The following is a 14,198-nucleotide window of genomic DNA, read 5'->3' on the forward strand; positions in this document are numbered from 1 at the left end:
GGGGAGGACCGCTACCTCGCGCCCGACCTGGCGGCAGCCGAGGAGTTCGTGCGGAGCGGGGGCCTGGTGGCGGCGGCCGAGTCCGTGACCGGCCCGCTCGCCTGAGCGGGGGAGGCGGCTACTGGTCCTGCTGGTCCTCGTCGAGGTGCTGCTCGACCTGCGGGATCACCGCGCCGCCGGCCTCCTCGTCCTCCGAGTAGGCGGCGGGGAGCAGCCAGCCGAGGCCCAGCACACAGGTCGCGACCAAGGCGTAGACGAAGGGGCGACGGTTGCTGCTTGCGTTGCCGTTCATGGCGCCCTCCGGTGTGGTGCTGGTGTGGGCTGCGGGGTGTGGCGGCGTGGTGAGCGATGTTACGCACTGGTGCGGGTCGTGGGGAAGAGGTCGCGCCTGGCCCCTTACCCTCCGGGACATGACTGATGACATGACCGACGAGCCCCGCCACGTCCGCGTCCGCGTGGAGCTCGTGCTGGAGATCAGTGAGGCGGACGAGCTGATCAGGGCCGCCTGGGCGCGGATCGAGGGCGACGAGCTGATGCCGCGCGAGGAGCGTGACCTGGCGGCCCAGGCCGTCTCGCGGGACGAGGCGGAGGCCGTCGCCTACCTCATCGACCCGCTCGACCTGGTCGCCGACGTGCCGGGCGTGGTGCTCTCGCAGGCCTCGTGGAGCAGCGAGCTGGCCGAGTACGACCCGGACGAGCCCTGGGACGGCGGGGAGGAGGACGAGGAGGACGAGGAGGACTGAGCCCGCGCCAGCGGCCCGCATCCGGCCGCTGCCGAAAGACCGTCGCTCGAACGTGTGGTTCACGGCACAGATTCACTTACAGTGGAACGCGCTGCCGCCATGGCACGTCACATCCCATGTGTCCTCTCTGGGAGACGCGGCAGCGGACGGAGAAGCTACTGATGAGGGACGGCATGCGGCGCAAGAGCCTGGGGGTGGCGGCTGCGCTGCTCACCGGAGTACTGACACTCTCGGCGTGCAGCGGCGGCGGCGATGACTCGCCGGAGGAATCAGCGGCGGAGAGCGGCGGCTCGGGCCAGGAGGACGCGGACCAGGCCGCACGGGACGCGAACACGTCGGCGGCGGTGATATCCATCACCCCGGACGACGCCGCGGACAACGTGGGCATCAACGACGACGTCCAGGTCTCGGTCGAGGACGGCACGCTCGACTCGGTGACCATGACGGCCACCGAGTCAGGCACCGAGGTGACCGGCACCATGTCCGCCGACGAGACCAGCTGGGTGCCCGACATCCAACTGGAGCGGGCCACCCAGTACTCGATCGACGTCCAGGCCAGCGACAGCGAGGGCCGCGCGGCGCACGAGACCCGCACCTTCACCACGGTCGCCCCGGAGAACAGCTTCATCGGCTACTTCACCCCGGAGGACGGCTCCACGGTGGGCGTCGGGATGCCCGTCTCGCTCAACTTCGACAAGCCGATCACCAACCGGGCCGAGGTCGAGGCCGCCGTGGAGATCACGGCCAGCAGCGGCCAGGAGGTCGTCGGCCACTGGTTCAACGACACCCGGCTCGACTTCCGCCCCGAGGAGTACTGGCAGGCCAACACCGAGGTCACCGTCAACCTCGACTGGGACGGCGTGGAGGGCGCCCCGGGCGTCACCGGCGTCCAGGACCGCACTTTCAGCTTCACCGTCGGCCGCTCCCAGATCAGCACGGTCGACGCGGAGGCCCACCAGATGCAGGTGGTCAGGGACGGCGAGGTGCTGCGGACCCTGCCGATATCCGCGGGCAGCGAGGAGACCCCGACCTACAACGGGCAGATGGTGATCTCCGAGAAGCACGAGGAGACCCGGATGAACGGGGCGACCGTCGGCTTCACGGACGACGACGGCGAGGGCGAGTACGACATCCCCGACGTGCCGCACGCCATGCGCCTGTCCACCTCGGGCACCTTCGTGCACGGCAACTACTGGGCCGCCGACAGCGTCTTCGGCTCCTCCAACACCAGCCACGGCTGCATAGGCCTCAACGACGAGCAGGGCGCCGACGACGACACCACGGACGCGGCCTGGTTCTTCAACGAGTCGATGCTCGGAGACGTGATCGTCGTGGTCAACTCGCCGGACGTGGAGATGGCCCCGGACAACGGGCTCAACGGCTGGAACATGGGCTGGAGCGACTGGCAGGCGGGCAGCGCCCTGTGATCGCCGCCCGTCAGCGGGCGGACGCTCTTTCCTGATCGCGCGCTCCCCGGGAGACTGGGCCGGCTTCAGGCCCGTCGACCCGAGGAGTGCCCCCATGACGTTTCCCCCGGTCCCCGAAGGACCGCGGCTGATCGCCCTCGAAGGCCGTACCCCGGCCCTCGCGCCCGGCGCCTGGGTGGCGCCGGGCGCGACCGTCATCGGGGACGTCCACCTCGCCGAGGAATCCAGCGTCTGGTACGGCACGGTAGTCCGCGCCGACACCGAGCGCATCGAGATCGGCCCCGGCACCAACCTCCAGGACGGCACCGTCGTCCACGCCGACCCCGGCTTCCCCACGATTCTCGGCGCCGGCGTCTCGGTCGGCCACCGGGCCGTGGTGCACGGCAGCATCGTCGAGGACGACGTGCTGGTCGGCATGGGCTCGGTCCTCCTCAACGGCGTCCGCGTCGGCCGCGGCTCCCTGATCGCCGCCGGCGCCGTGCTGCTGGAGGGCACCGAGATCCCGCCCGGCTCGCTCGTCGCCGGCGTCCCCGGCAAGGTGCGCCGGCAGCTCACCGAGGCGGACGCCGCCCGTGTCCGCGCCAACGCCGACCACTACCGTGCCCTGGCCCGCCGCCACGCCAAGGAGGCGACCCCGCCCGCGTGACCGCCCGCGTTTGGACTCCGCCTGGCTGGGCACTCGGGCTCGGCTTCCCGACTCGGAGGAGGTGGAGGTGCCATGTCGCTGATCTCGCGCAGGACACGGCAGCGGGAGCGGGCCGAGAGCCACGACGCCACGTTCGGTGAGCTGGTGGCCGACCTGACGTCGGACGCGCGGCTCCTGGTCCGCCAGGAGATGGAGCTGGCCAAGGCCGAGATGCGGCAGGAGGCCGGCCGCGCCGGCCGGGCTGGGGGCATGTTCGGCGTCGCGGCGTTCGCGGCCGTCATGGTGGCGGTCTTCGGCTCGCTCGGCGCCATGTTCGCGCTGACGGCGGTGCTGTGGAGCACCTGGGCCGCGCTCATCGTCGCCGGCGCCTGGCTGCTGATCGGCGCCCTGATGTTCCTGAAGGGCAGGACTGACCTGCGGCGCGGGTCGATGACGCCGCGCCGGACCGTCGAGACGCTGAAGGAGGACGCGGAATGGGCTCGTCATCCCACTCGTCGAACTCACCGGATCGAATAGCGCGCCAGATCGAGGAGACCAGGGCCCGCCTGACGGAGGACCTGGACCGGCTTGCCGACCGCGTCACCGCGCGCTCGCGCGCCAAGCGGTTTGGCCCCCTGGCCAAACTGGTCAAACGCGCCCGCCGCGGCCCCACCGGCTGACCCGCCGCCGGCCTGGCACGCTCCACGCCGGGGCCCGTCCGGGCTGCGCCGGCACGCGCCGCGCCGTGGCGGTCCGGTGGGTTCGCCGGCCGGACGGGCCGGACGCCCCCGGCGGCTGCTGTGCCGGCCGTGCCCGTGCGGCCCGCGCCGAGGCCGGGTTACCGGCTGGCCGGGCCGTGGTGTCTCCACGATCGTGCGTCCTCCCTGCGGGTCCGCCGGCCGAACCGGCCGGCCGCCGGCTGCGCTGGTGCGTGCCGTACCGGGGCCGCGGTGTCCTCGTGTGGATGCGGCGTGCTTCCTGCGGGTCCGTTGGCCGAACCGGCCGGCTGCCGTGCCGGCTGGGCCGGTGTGCGTCGCGCCGGGGCCGTTCCGGCTGCGCCGGGTCGGGGGCTGGGCCGGTCTGGTGGATCGTGGGGTCGAACGGTCCCGGCTCCCCGGCTGGCCGTTGGCCCGGCTGCGCGGGTAGGGGTGGGACGGTCCCGTGGTCCGTCGGCTGGACCGGCGGGGCCCCGGTTGACCGCCGGCCCGGCTGCGCCGGGGCGCCGTGCCGCTGTGCGGATGCTGCGTGCTCCCCGCGGGTCCCGCAGGCCCGCCCCCCGCGGGCGATAGTCGCCTGGCCGGGCGCCGTATCGGCGTCGGCGCGCGGACGCGCGGGACGGGCGGTGTCCGCCCGGCCGCCCCCGCGTTACCGTCGCCTGGCCGGGCGCAGGCCGCCGCGCAGTGTCCACCAGCCGGCGGCCAGTGCGGTGGCGGACCAGCAGGCCGTGATCGCCATGCCGGTCCACGGGCCGTAGGCGCGGTCGAACGTCGGGTCGTCGGGTGGACCGGCCATGCCGAGGAGCAGGCCGCCCGCCTGGTCGGGCAGGAACTGCAGCACGGTGCCGACCCCGGGCACGTTCGCGAGGCCCTGCGAGCCCAGGAGCAGCAGCGGCAGCATCACCCCGAGTGCCGCCGCCGGGCGGCGCACCACGCCCGTCACGCCGAGCGCGAACAGCGCCATCAGCACCAGGTAGAGCCAGCCGCCGAACAGCGCGCGCGGCGCGCCATCGGACCAGGGCGTCATCCCCTGGTCGCCGAGCGTCGCCTGCGCCGCGAGGAACGAGCCCGCCACGGCCACCGCCGCGACGGCCGCCACCGGCAGCGTCGCGGCGATGATCTTGGCCGCGTAGAAGGCGTCGCGCCGTGGCACGGCGAGCAGCGAGGCCCGGATCGTTCCCGAGGCGTACTCCCCGCCGATCGCCTGCGCGGCGAAGACCACCAGGCACAGCTGCGCCAGCGTCAGGCCGAGCGAGCCCGCGACGAGCGGGGCGAAGTCCTGGTCCTCGTGGTCGCGGAAGCCGGAGCCGAGCATGGCGCCGAAGCCGGTCGCGACGACCACCGTCCCGGCCAGGCTCCACACCGTGGCCCGCACCGTCCGCAGCTTCAGCCACTCGGCCGCGATCAGTCCCCTCATCACGCACCACCCCGGTGGGCGACGGCGTCCGCCTGGGCGGTCAGCCGGAAGTAGGCCTCCTCGAGCGAGGCGGTGCGCTCACCGATCGCGTGCACCGTCACCCCGCCCGCCGCCGCCAGTTCCCCCACCCGGGCCGCCGGCATCCCGGACACCAGCAGCGCGCCGGTCTCGTCAGGACCCTCCACCCGTGCACCCTCACGCACCACCGCGCGCCGCAGCGGTTCCGGATCCGGGGTTCGGACGGCCACCCGGGAGCCACCGTTGGCCGCCACGAACTCCTTCACCGAGGCGTCGGCGAGCAGCCGCCCCCGCCCGATCACGAGCAGCCGCTCGGCGGTCAGCGCCACCTCGCTCATCAGGTGGCTGGCGAGCAGCACCGTCCGCCCCTCGGCCGCGAGATCCCGCAGCAGCGTGCGCAGCCACACCACGCCCTCGGGATCGAGCCCGTTGACCGGCTCGTCGAGCACGAGCACCCCCGGATCGCCAAGCAACGCGGCGGCGATGCCGAGACGTTGGCCCATGCCGAGCGAGAAGCCGCCGGCCCGCCGCCTTGCCACCGAGGACAGCCCGGTCAGCTCAAGCACCCGCGCCACCCGCGCCTCGGGTATCCCGCCGGCGCGCGCCAACCAGCGCAGATGGTCCACCGCGCGCCGCCCCCGGTGCACGTCGCCGGCCGACAGCAACGCGCCGACCCGGCGCAGCGGTTGGTCGAGCTCCCGATAGGGAACGCCGTCGATCAGCGCCTCGCCGGCGGTGGGCCGCTCAAGGCCCAGGATCATGCGCAGCGTGGTGGACTTGCCGGCGCCGTTGGGGCCGAGGAACCCCGTCACCAGGCCCGGCCGCACCCGGAAGGTCAGCCGGTCCACGGCCACCGTGTCCCCGAAGGACCTGCTCAGCTCGTGTACGTCGATCACCAGGCCCACGCTAGGGACGGCGCCGGCGCCGAACTGTCCTCGAAAGTGGACACCTTCCGGGCGATCGGCGGCCTTACGCTGGCTCGCATGGTCCGCCGCCTGCTCGCCGTCGCCGTCGTGTCGCTGGCGGACACCGCGATCCTGGCGGCCGTGCTGCGCGAGCGCGGTGCCTCGCCCTGGCCGCTCCTCGGGTACGCGACCGTGGCCCTCGCGCTGGCGGCGCTGTGCCGGCGTCGGCCGCTGGCCGGGTTCGCCGCGGCCCAGTGCGCCGCCTCCGTCACCGGCGCGGGCCACGCGCTGCTGCTGTGGGCCTCCTTCCTGGCGGGACGCGCGCTGCGCGGCCGGGCGGACGCGGCCGTCGTCACCGGCGCGGTGCTCGGCGGCCTCGCCGTACGTCTCGTGGTCGTGCCCGTCGAACCGGACGCCGTCTCGCGGTTGGTCTCCGCCCAACTGATCTTCGTGGCCCTGCCGTTGCTGCTCGGCCGCTACCTCGCCCAGCACCACAGGCTGGTGCGCGCCCTCGACGAGCGGAACCGGCGGCTGCTGCGGGAGCGGGAGTTCCTGGCCGAACGGGCGCGGCTGCGGGAACGGCTGCGCATCGCGCGGGACATGCACGACTCGCTCGGCCACCGGCTCTCGCTGGTGTCGGTGCAGGCTGCGGCCCTTGAGGTGGCCGAGCTCCCGCCCGCCCAGCGCGCCACCACCCGGCAGCTGGCCGAGGCGGCGCGCGGGGCGTTGACCGAGCTGCACGACCTGGTGGGCGCGCTGCGGGGCGCCGACGGCGGCCCACGGCCGCCGGAGCCGGGCCTCGCGGGGATCCGTAGCCTGGTCGCCGGCTGCCGCGCGGCCGGCGTGCCGGTGCGGCTGCGGGAGCGTGGGGCCGCGGTGCCGCTTGCCGAGGCGGGCTGGCTCGCGGCCTACCGGGTGGTGGAGGAGGGGCTGACCAACGCGGCCAGGCACGCGCCGGGCCGGCTGGTCACCGTGTCGCTTGGCTGGGAGTCGGACGCGCTGCTGCTCACCGTCGTCAACCCGCTGGCCGCTCCGGCCGCGCCCCCGGCGCCGTCCGGCGGTCACGGCCTCGCCGGCCTGGCGGAGCGGGTCGGCGCGGTCGGCGGCTTCCTCGACCACCGGCGCGCCGAGGACGGCTTCCGGCTGGTCGCCATGGTGCCGGCCAGGGCCGACGAGGCGCCGGAGCCCGCCACCGCCGGCGTCGCCCGCTCCCTGGCGCTCGGCACCGTGACCGCCGCGGTGATCCTGGCGGTGCCCGCCGCCGGCATGCTGGTGGGGGTGCGGTGAGATGACGGACGCCGTGAGGGCCGTACGCGTCCTGCTGGCCGACGACGAGCCGCTGATCGTCGCCGGGCTGCGCACCGTGCTCGAGGCGGCGCCCGGGATCCGGGTGGTGGCCGAGGCCGGCGACGGCCGCGCCGCCGTCGACGCCGCCCTGCGCCACCGGGTGGACGTGGCGCTGCTCGACATCAGCATGCCGAGCCTCGACGGGCTCGCCGCGCTCGAGGAGCTGCAAGGCCGCGCGCCCGGCGTGCGCGCCGTGATGCTGACGGCGTTCGGCGCCGAGCCCAACGTGCTGCGCGCCCTCCAGGCCGGGGCCGCCGGCTTCCTGCTGAAGAACTGCACGCCCCAGGAGCTGGTCGGCGCGGTGCGTGCCGCACACGGCGGCGACGCCTACCTGTCGCCGCCGGTGACCCGGCTCGTGCTGGGCCGCGTCACCCCGCGGGCGGCACGCCGGCGGCGGGAGGCGGGGGAACTGCTCGCCCGGCTCACCGCGCGCGAGGCGGACGTGGCGCGGCTGGTGGCCGAGGGCCTGTCCAACGCGGAGATCGCCGGGCGGCTGCGGATGAGCGAGCTGTCCATCAAGACGTATGTGAGCCGGGCGCTGGGCAAGCTCGACTGCGCCAACCGGGTGCAGCTCGCGCTGCTGGTGCGGGACGCCTCGCCCGGCGGCCTCGGCTGAGCGACCACCGCACCGTGTTCCCCAACGTTTCCCCAAATCTGCGGGACGCCGGGCGCGCCTCCGTAGAAATCCGGCATTTTGCATGAAATGTGCCCGTCGCTGGTCAGCTGACAAGACGGGCAGGTTCTCCATGGGACTCACACGACGCGGACTGCTCGGCCGCGCCGCGGGCGCCGGGGCGGCCACCCTCGGCCTGCACGCCGCCGGACTCAGCTCGCGCGGCGCCTGGGCGGCACCCCGGTTCGCCGACGACCCCTTCCAACTCGGCGTCGCCTCCGGCGATCCGCTGCCGAACGGGGTCGTGCTGTGGACCCGGCTGGCCCCCGACCCGCTGGCCGTCGACGGGCGCGGCGGGATGCCGGCGGCGACGGTCGAGGTCGAGTGGCAGGTCGCCGAGGACGAGTCGTTCGGCGGCGTCGTCCGCTCCGGCGTCGCCCCGGCCGTGCCCGAGCTCGGGCACTCGGTCCACGTCGAGGTGGCCGGTCTGGAGCCGGGCCGCGACTACTTCTACCGCTTCCGCGTCCCGTCGACGGACGCCGTCAGCCCCGTCGGCCGCACCCGCACCGCGCCGACCGACGCCAGCGAGTTGCGGCTCGCCTTCGCCTCCTGCCAGTGCTGGTACGAGGGTTTCTACACCGCCTACCGCCACCTGGCCGCCGAGGACCTGGACCTCGTCGTCCACCTCGGCGACTACATCTACGAGTACGGCGTGGGCGCCACCGGCGGGGTGCGCGGCCTCAGCCTCGACGCCTCCTACCAGCGCGAGACCCGCACCCTCGCCGAGTACCGCAACCGGCACGCGCTCTACCGCCTCGACCCCGACCTACAGGCCGCCCACCAGGCCTTCCCGTGGGTGCTGACCTGGGACGACCACGAGGTCGAGAACAACTGGGCGGGCGACGTCGCCCAGATCGACTCCGACGGCTTCCCCGACGACGACGTGCCGGCCTTCCGCTCCCGCAAGGCCGGCGCCTTCCAGGCCTACTACGAGCACCTGCCGCTGCGGCTGCCGCAGAAGCCGGACGGCGCCGACTGCCGCCTCTACCGCCGGCTCCGCTTCGCCGACCTCCTCGAACTGCACGTCCTCGACACCCGTTCCTACCGCGACGACCAGGTGTGCGGCGACGGCACGCAGTTCGGCTGCGAGGCGGAGCGCTCCGACCCGTCGCGCACCATGCTCGGCCCCGCCCAGGAGGGCTGGCTGCTCGACGGCGTCCGGCGCGCCGGCGCGGCGTGGAACGTGCTCGCCAACCAGACTCTGATCGCCCAGGCCGACCACGACACCAACCCCGCGACCCACACCGTGGGCCTCGACATGTGGGACGGCTACACGGCCGCCCGCGACCGGCTCCTCACCGGCCTGTACGACCGCGGCGTCGACAACTGCGTCGTCCTCACCGGCGACATCCACCGCAGCGTCGTCGCCGACCTCAAGCTGGACTTCGACGACGAGAACTCCCCCGTGGTGGCCACCGAGTTCGCCGGCACCTCGATCAGCTCGGGCGGCGACGGCACCCCGATGGACACCTTCGGCTTCAACTGGATGACCCCGGGTGTGAACCCGCACTTCAAGTGGCACAACTCGCAGCGCGGCTACACGGTCGTCGGCCTCACCCCGACCGAACTCCGGGCCGACTACCGGGTGGTGCCCTACGTCACCACGCCCGGCTCGTCGGTCGAGACCGCCGCATCCTTCGCGGTCGAGGCCGGTCGCCCCGGAGCCCACCAGCTCTGAGGCGCCCGCCCGTAGAGTGGCACCGTGACCGAAGACGCTGCGCGCCGCCTTGGCGTTATGTACGACCGCTCGCTCCCGCCCGAGGGACTCGCCGAATTCGCCCGTGCCGCCGAGCGGTTGGGCGTCGACGACCTGTGGGTGGTGGAGGACCTGGGCTGGGCCGGCGGAATCTCGTCGGCCACGCTCGCCCTGTCCGCGACCGAGCGACTGCGGGTCGGCATCGGCATCGTGCCGGCGCCCTTCCGCAATCCGGCCCTGCTCGCCATGGAGTTGGCCACCGTGGCCCGGCTCTTCCCCGGCCGCCTGGTCGCCGGCATCGGCCACGGCTCACCGGCGTGGATGGCCCAGGTCGGCGCGGCCTCCCCGACGAAGCTGGCCCTCCTGGAGGAAACGGTCGTCGCGGTCCGCTCCCTCCTCTCCGGCGCCACCACCGACATCGCCGGCCGCGCCGTCCAGATCGACGGCGTCACCCTGGTCCACCCGCCGGCCGAGCCCCCACCGCTCGTCACCGGCGTCGTCCGGCCCCGCTCCCTCGAACTCTCCGGCCGGGTCGCGGACGGCACGATCATCGCCGAGGGTCAGGGCCCGGCCCGCCTCACCGCCGCCCTCACCCACATCGACCGCGGCCGTGCCACGGCCGAGGCCCCGCGCCCCGCCCACGAGCTGATCACCTTCACGCACCTCCACCTCGGCGAGGACCAGGCCGCCACGGCCCCCGTCATCGCCGAGTACTCCGGCTGGCTCGGCATCCCCCCGGAAGACGTCTTCCTCGCCGCCGGCGACCTCGACACCGCCGCCGCCCGCATCACCTCCCTCTGGGAGGCGGGCGCCCAGACCGTGGTCCTCCGCCCCATCGGCGACAACCCCCTCGACCAACTCGCCGCTATCCTCCCGGCGGTGACGCCTGGAACGTGACCGTCTACTACCGCGCCAAGTCGGCACCCGCCTGACGGCGGACCTGACGCGGCTGCCGGCCGTCCCCGGCCGGCAGCCCGACCGCGACCGCAGGACCGGGCTGCTACCGTCCACCGTGCCGCGCGGCCACCGCGCGACCCGGCCGGGGCACGTCCTCTCCCGCCTCGCGACGCTGGCCGCCGACTGCGCCGGCCCGTACGAGCTGCGCCTGGACCCCGTCAGGACCTACGCGTACGAACCCGCCGGCTGCTCCGACTCGTGGTGCGGGACGACTCGCCTTCGACGGTCTGCCGGGCGTGCGTGCCTCGGTCCTCCCGGCGGACCGAGCCGGCTCAGGCCTTCGCCACGCCCACCGGGCAGCTCAGGCCCGTGCCGCCGAGGCCGCAGTAGCCGGCGGGGTTCTTGTCGAGGTACTGCTGGTGGTAGTCCTCGGCCGGGTAGAAGGGGCGGGGGTCGGCCGGCAGGATCTCGGTGGTGATCGCGCCGTAGCCGGAGGAGGAGAGGACCCGCTGGTAGGCGGCCTTCGACTCCTCGGCCGCCGCCGCCTGCGCGGGCGAGTGGGTGTGGATCGCCGAGCGGTACTGGGTGCCGACGTCGTTGCCCTGGCGGAAGCCCTGCGTGGGGTCGTGGGACTCCCAGAAGACCTTCAGCAGGTCGGCGTAGGAGACCACCGAGGGATCGAAGACGACCCGGACCGTCTCGGTGTGCCCCGTCATGCCGCTGCACACCTCCTCGTAAGTCGGGTGCGCCGTGATGCCGCCCTGGTAGCCGACGAGGGTGGTCCACACGCCGGGCGTCTGCCAGAAGCGGCGCTCGGCGCCCCAGAAGCAGCCGAGGGCGAAGTCGGCGACCTCAAGGCCCTCCGGGTAGGGGCCGAGCAGCGGGTTGCCCAGGACGGTGTGGCGGGCCGGCACCTGGTACGGCCGCTCGGCGCGGCCGGGCAGGGCCTCGTCCGGGCTCGGGAGCCGTGACTTGAAGGTGTACAGCATGGTCGATCTCTCTCCTGTGGTCGTCCGACGTCGATGGGTGTCCTGGTCGGCGCTACTCGCCGGCGATGGCCATGGCGCGGTAGGCGGCGTACTCGCGGGCCGGGTTCTCGCCGTCCACCCACGGAATCGCTCCCACATAACCGTCGACGGCCCGCACCTGTTCCGCCGCCTCCGGGTACCTCTCGGCGCGCACCAGGAAACACAGCAGCAGATGGCGCACGTGCGGCTCCACCGGGTGACCTGAGCGCACCGTGTTCACCGCGAACTGCGCGGCCTCGATGGCGTCCGAGACGACCGCGCCCGTGTACATGCCGGGGGAGAGCTGGACGTCGGGCAGGTGGTCGTAGACCGCGAACAGCGGCAGCGCGGCCAGCAGGCTGCCCTCGGGGGCCGAGGCGGCCGCGCCCCTGGCGAACGCGTCGGCCTGCTTGCGGGAGCCGTGCCACTTCTCCGACCAGTACGGCAGGGCCGCCAGGTGGGCGCCCATGTGCGCCGGGTCGCGCTGGGTCACGTTGGCCCAGAGCGCCTCGAAGTCCGCCGGCCGGTAGCTGAGGCCGCGGGCGATGAACAACTCGGTGATGTACGGCGTGGGGTCCTCGGGGGCGAGCTTCGCGGCCTCGGCGCAGACCGTGCGGGCCTCCTCCAGGATGATCCGGTGGTCGGCCGACGAGGGGTCGGCCATCGCCTGCCACACCAGGAACTGCGCGTACACCTGGGTGCCGCCCGCGTCGTTCGGCTCGTCGGCGCGCCAGCTCCGCAGCCAGGTGGCGCCCGAGGTGTCGCCCGCGGCGCGCGAGCGGGCCAGCTCCACCGCGCCGGCGCCGGCCAGTGACTGCACCCGCTGCCAGCGCAGCTCGTGGTCTTCGGTGAGGGCGAGCAGCTGACCCACCGGACGCCAGTTCTGGGTGCGCCGGACCTCATCGAGGGCCGCGACGAGCTCCGGATCGGGACCTGGCAGCCGCACGTCGAGCTGGTCGACGGGGACCAGGCCGGTGGTGGCCGGGGCGCCGCCCTCGCCTTCCTTGCTCATCGAGACGCCGTGAACCGGGCGGGTGGTCTGGGCGTCGGCGGTGGCGGCGGCCCGCTCGAACGCCTGGCGCTCCCGGTGCCTGCGGATGGCGGGCACCACGACCACGCCGAAGATGGTCGTCAGCGCGATGAGCAGCAGAAGGGCTTCCATGGCGGCTCGGCTCCCCCTCGTTTCGTCGTGTGTCCAGCCTATTGCCGGGCGTGTGTCGGGCGTTATGCCGGGTGCGTCGGCGTTCCGGCCGGTGCGATATATCCACCGTAAGGCCCACTACCGTGTACTCATGAACGAGCAGAGCAGCCCGTCGCGTTTCGAGACGCTGGCCATCCATGCCGGGCAGGAGCCCGACGCGGTCACCGGAGCGGTGGTGCCCCCGATCCACCAGGTGTCCACCTTCAAGCAGGACGGCGTCGGCGGCCTACGGGGCGGTTACGAGTACAGCCGTTCGGCCAATCCGACGCGCACCGCCCTCGAGGAGAACCTGGCGGCGATCGAGGGCGGTCGCCGCGGTTTGGCGTTCGCCTCGGGCCTCGCCGCCGAGGACTGCCTGCTGCGCACGGTGCTGCGGCCCGGCGACCACCTGGTGATCCCGAACGACGCCTACGGCGGTACCTTCCGGCTGATCGCCAAGGTGGTGGAGCGCTGGGGCGTGGAGTGGTCGGTCGCCGACACCACGGACCCGGACGCGGTCCGGGCGGCGCTGCGGCCCACCACCCGCCTGGTGTGGGTGGAGACGCCGTCCAACCCGCTGCTCGGCGTCACCGACATCGCGATGGTCGCCGACCTGGCGCGCTCGGCCGGGGCCCGCCTGGTGGTGGACAACACCTTCGCCAGCCCCTACCTCCAGCAGCCGCTGGCGCTCGGCGCCGATGTCGTGGTGCACTCGACCACCAAGTACCTCGGCGGCCACTCGGACGTGGTGGGCGGCGCGCTGGTCACCTCGGACGCCGGCCTCGCGGAGGAGCTGGCGTTCCACCAGAACGCGATGGGCGCCATCGCGGGCCCCTTCGACTCCTGGCTGGTGATGCGCGGCATCAAGACGCTGGCCGTGCGGATGGACCGGCACAGCGCCAACGCGGCGCGCGTCGTGGAGGCGCTGGTCGCGCACCCCAGGGTGACGCGGGTGTACTACCCCGGGCTCGACACGCACCCGGGCCACGAGACGGCGGTCAAGCAGATGCGCGACTTCGGCGGCATGGTCTCCTTCCGGGTGGCCGGCGGTGAGGAGGCGGCCGTCGCCGTGTGCGACCGGACGCGCCTCTTCACGCTCGGCGAGTCGCTCGGCGGCGTCGAGTCGCTGATCGAGCACCCGGGCCGGATGACGCACGCCTCGGCCGCCGGCACGGCGCTCGAGGTGCCGGCCGACCTGGTGCGACTCTCGGTGGGCATCGAGGCCGCGGACGACCTGCTCGCCGACCTCACCCAGGCGCTCGCCTAGCGCCCCTGGGCGGGCCTCAGCCCGACTGCAGGCGGGCGATCGAGGCGTTGAAGCGGGTGAGGAGCGCGCAGAACGCGGCGCGCTCCTCTTCCGTCCAGTCCTCCGTGAGCAGCGTCATCAGCCGGCGTCGCGGTGAACGGCTTCTCGCCGTACACGTGCTTGCCGGCGCGCAGCGCGGCCGTGGCCACCTGGGCGTGCGCCACCGGGACGGTCAGGTTGACGACGATCTCCACCTCGTCCACCGCGAGCACGGTGTCCACGTCGCCGGCGACCGGCACGT

14 protein-coding genes and 1 pseudogene are annotated in these 14,198 nt (G+C 74.0%); 9 read left to right on the plus strand and 6 right to left on the minus strand.

Features of this window, described 5'->3' with window-relative positions:
- Positions 1-118: 118 nt before the first annotated feature.
- Positions 119-292 (minus strand): hypothetical protein, encoded by a 174-nt coding sequence (locus tag E1265_RS37215; RefSeq protein ID WP_165953837.1) that lies wholly within the window; start codon positions 290-292, stop codon positions 119-121.
- A gap of 118 nt (positions 293-410) precedes the next feature.
- Here E1265_RS37215 and E1265_RS37220 point away from each other — a divergent pair, with 118 nt between their 5' ends.
- The 4 genes from E1265_RS37220 (at position 411) to E1265_RS22130 (ending at position 3,332) form a co-directional block, all read left to right on the plus strand.
- The gene (locus E1265_RS37220; protein ID WP_165953836.1) at positions 411-743 is read left to right on the plus strand and encodes a hypothetical protein; all 333 of its coding nucleotides are present in this window, start codon (positions 411-413) and stop codon (positions 741-743) included.
- Between the two features lie 161 nt (positions 744-904).
- Positions 905-2,170, plus strand: a complete 1,266-nt coding sequence (locus E1265_RS22120; RefSeq protein WP_132932590.1) for an Ig-like domain-containing protein — start codon at positions 905-907, stop codon at positions 2,168-2,170.
- A gap of 94 nt (positions 2,171-2,264) precedes the next feature.
- Entirely contained in the window at positions 2,265-2,816 is a 552-nt protein-coding gene (locus tag E1265_RS22125) for a gamma carbonic anhydrase family protein (protein ID WP_132932592.1), read from the plus strand.
- Between the two features lie 72 nt (positions 2,817-2,888).
- Complete coding sequence (locus tag E1265_RS22130) at positions 2,889-3,332, plus strand: phage holin family protein (RefSeq protein ID WP_132932594.1); 444 nt, start codon at positions 2,889-2,891, stop codon at positions 3,330-3,332.
- An 828-nt stretch (positions 3,333-4,160) separates the two neighbouring features.
- Here the strand turns inward: E1265_RS22130 and E1265_RS22140 are convergent.
- A complete protein-coding gene (locus E1265_RS22140; protein ID WP_132932598.1) occupies positions 4,161-4,928 on the minus strand; it encodes an ABC transporter permease in 768 nt (255 codons plus the stop codon).
- Positions 4,928-5,842: an ATP-binding cassette domain-containing protein gene (locus E1265_RS22145; protein WP_132932599.1), complete on the minus strand. Its 915-nt coding sequence runs from the start codon at positions 5,840-5,842 to the stop codon at positions 4,928-4,930. The genes E1265_RS22140 and E1265_RS22145 overlap by 1 nt, the downstream gene beginning before the upstream one ends.
- Before the next feature lie 87 nt (positions 5,843-5,929).
- On the opposite strand from E1265_RS22145, the gene E1265_RS22150 reads away from it, so the two are divergent.
- From E1265_RS22150 to E1265_RS22165, 4 genes are all read left to right on the plus strand, one after another.
- Positions 5,930-7,138, plus strand: a complete 1,209-nt coding sequence (locus E1265_RS22150) for a histidine kinase (RefSeq protein ID WP_132932601.1) — start codon at positions 5,930-5,932, stop codon at positions 7,136-7,138.
- Position 7,139: 1 nt separating this feature from the next.
- Positions 7,140-7,814, plus strand: a complete 675-nt coding sequence (locus tag E1265_RS22155) for a response regulator transcription factor (RefSeq protein WP_132932603.1) — start codon at positions 7,140-7,142, stop codon at positions 7,812-7,814.
- A gap of 130 nt (positions 7,815-7,944) precedes the next feature.
- The gene (locus E1265_RS22160; protein ID WP_132932605.1) at positions 7,945-9,549 is read left to right on the plus strand and encodes an alkaline phosphatase D family protein; all 1,605 of its coding nucleotides are present in this window, start codon (positions 7,945-7,947) and stop codon (positions 9,547-9,549) included.
- A 57-nt stretch (positions 9,550-9,606) separates the two neighbouring features.
- Complete coding sequence (locus tag E1265_RS22165; RefSeq protein ID WP_132932613.1) at positions 9,607-10,464, plus strand: LLM class flavin-dependent oxidoreductase; 858 nt, start codon at positions 9,607-9,609, stop codon at positions 10,462-10,464.
- Positions 10,465-10,796: 332 nt separating this feature from the next.
- Here E1265_RS22165 and msrA read toward each other — a convergent pair whose 3' ends face one another.
- Together msrA and E1265_RS22180 are read right to left on the minus strand one after the other, a co-directional pair.
- Positions 10,797-11,453, minus strand: coding sequence for a peptide-methionine (S)-S-oxide reductase MsrA (gene msrA / locus E1265_RS22175; RefSeq protein WP_132932607.1), 657 nt, complete (start codon positions 11,451-11,453; stop codon positions 10,797-10,799).
- Between the two features lie 52 nt (positions 11,454-11,505).
- Complete coding sequence (locus tag E1265_RS22180; RefSeq protein WP_132932609.1) at positions 11,506-12,633, minus strand: hypothetical protein; 1,128 nt, start codon at positions 12,631-12,633, stop codon at positions 11,506-11,508.
- 130 nt (positions 12,634-12,763) lie between these two features.
- On the opposite strand from E1265_RS22180, the gene E1265_RS22185 reads away from it, so the two are divergent.
- Positions 12,764-13,918: a cystathionine gamma-synthase gene (locus E1265_RS22185; protein ID WP_132932611.1), complete on the plus strand. Its 1,155-nt coding sequence runs from the start codon at positions 12,764-12,766 to the stop codon at positions 13,916-13,918.
- A gap of 131 nt (positions 13,919-14,049) precedes the next feature.
- Here the strand turns inward: E1265_RS22185 and E1265_RS39445 are convergent.
- Positions 14,050-14,198, minus strand: a pseudogene (locus E1265_RS39445) (Gfo/Idh/MocA family oxidoreductase); the annotation flags it as partial.

Origin of the sequence: Streptomyces sp. 8K308, assembly GCF_004348315.1 — a bacterium.
In the GTDB taxonomy this organism is placed as follows: domain Bacteria; phylum Actinomycetota; class Actinomycetes; order Streptomycetales; family Streptomycetaceae; genus Streptomyces.

Excerpts from the sequence above, each read along its gene's own strand:
- E1265_RS22125 (WP_132932592.1), top strand. The coding sequence starts at position 2,265 with ATGACGTTTCCCCCGGTCCCCGAAGGACCGCGGCTGATCGCCCTCGAA.
- E1265_RS22165 (WP_132932613.1), top strand. The coding sequence starts at position 9,607 with ATGTACGACCGCTCGCTCCCGCCCGAGGGACTCGCCGAATTCGCCCGT.
- E1265_RS22180 (WP_132932609.1), bottom strand. The coding sequence starts at position 12,633 with ATGGAAGCCCTTCTGCTGCTCATCGCGCTGACGACCATCTTCGGCGTG.
- E1265_RS37215 (WP_165953837.1), bottom strand. The coding sequence starts at position 292 with ATGAACGGCAACGCAAGCAGCAACCGTCGCCCCTTCGTCTACGCCTTG.
- E1265_RS22140 (WP_132932598.1), bottom strand. The coding sequence starts at position 4,928 with ATGAGGGGACTGATCGCGGCCGAGTGGCTGAAGCTGCGGACGGTGCGG.
- E1265_RS22130 (WP_132932594.1), top strand. The coding sequence starts at position 2,889 with ATGTCGCTGATCTCGCGCAGGACACGGCAGCGGGAGCGGGCCGAGAGC.
- E1265_RS22150 (WP_132932601.1), top strand. The coding sequence starts at position 5,930 with ATGGTCCGCCGCCTGCTCGCCGTCGCCGTCGTGTCGCTGGCGGACACC.
- E1265_RS22155 (WP_132932603.1), top strand. The coding sequence starts at position 7,140 with ATGACGGACGCCGTGAGGGCCGTACGCGTCCTGCTGGCCGACGACGAG.
- E1265_RS22160 (WP_132932605.1), top strand. The coding sequence starts at position 7,945 with ATGGGACTCACACGACGCGGACTGCTCGGCCGCGCCGCGGGCGCCGGG.
- E1265_RS22185 (WP_132932611.1), top strand. The coding sequence starts at position 12,764 with ATGAACGAGCAGAGCAGCCCGTCGCGTTTCGAGACGCTGGCCATCCAT.
- E1265_RS37220 (WP_165953836.1), top strand. The coding sequence starts at position 411 with ATGACTGATGACATGACCGACGAGCCCCGCCACGTCCGCGTCCGCGTG.
- msrA (WP_132932607.1), bottom strand. The coding sequence starts at position 11,453 with ATGCTGTACACCTTCAAGTCACGGCTCCCGAGCCCGGACGAGGCCCTG.
- E1265_RS22120 (WP_132932590.1), top strand. The coding sequence starts at position 905 with ATGAGGGACGGCATGCGGCGCAAGAGCCTGGGGGTGGCGGCTGCGCTG.